At 44.9% G+C, this 225-nt stretch carries 1 protein-coding gene; it reads right to left on the bottom strand.

Annotated features, from left to right (window positions below; translation table 11 throughout):
* A partial coding sequence (locus A1D26_RS05895) for a hypothetical protein (RefSeq protein WP_198303100.1) occupies positions 1 to 225 on the bottom strand: 225 nt, incomplete at both ends.

Raw genomic sequence — 225 nt, 5'->3', positions numbered from 1 at the left:
CCGTTGTTGAGCGTGGTTGCCCCTGTAACTTCTAAGCCTTTGTTAGCGGTCACTTTGTCAGTAAAAGTTGCAGGGCCTGTTACAGCTAGCTCGCCACCAATTTCCGCTTTACCCGTTGTTTTTAACGTGTCAAAAGTTGGTGTTTTTGACGTCGCAACAGTAACAGTTTTGCCATTACGAGTAATGACAATATTGTCACCCTGTGCAAAAGTTACCGCTTCATCA

This window comes from Ursidibacter maritimus (assembly GCF_009761395.1).
GTDB lineage: Bacteria > Pseudomonadota > Gammaproteobacteria > Enterobacterales > Pasteurellaceae > Ursidibacter > Ursidibacter maritimus.
The sequence above is the reverse complement of the archived record's forward strand: the minus strand, read 5'-3'. Positions and strand labels throughout refer to the sequence as shown.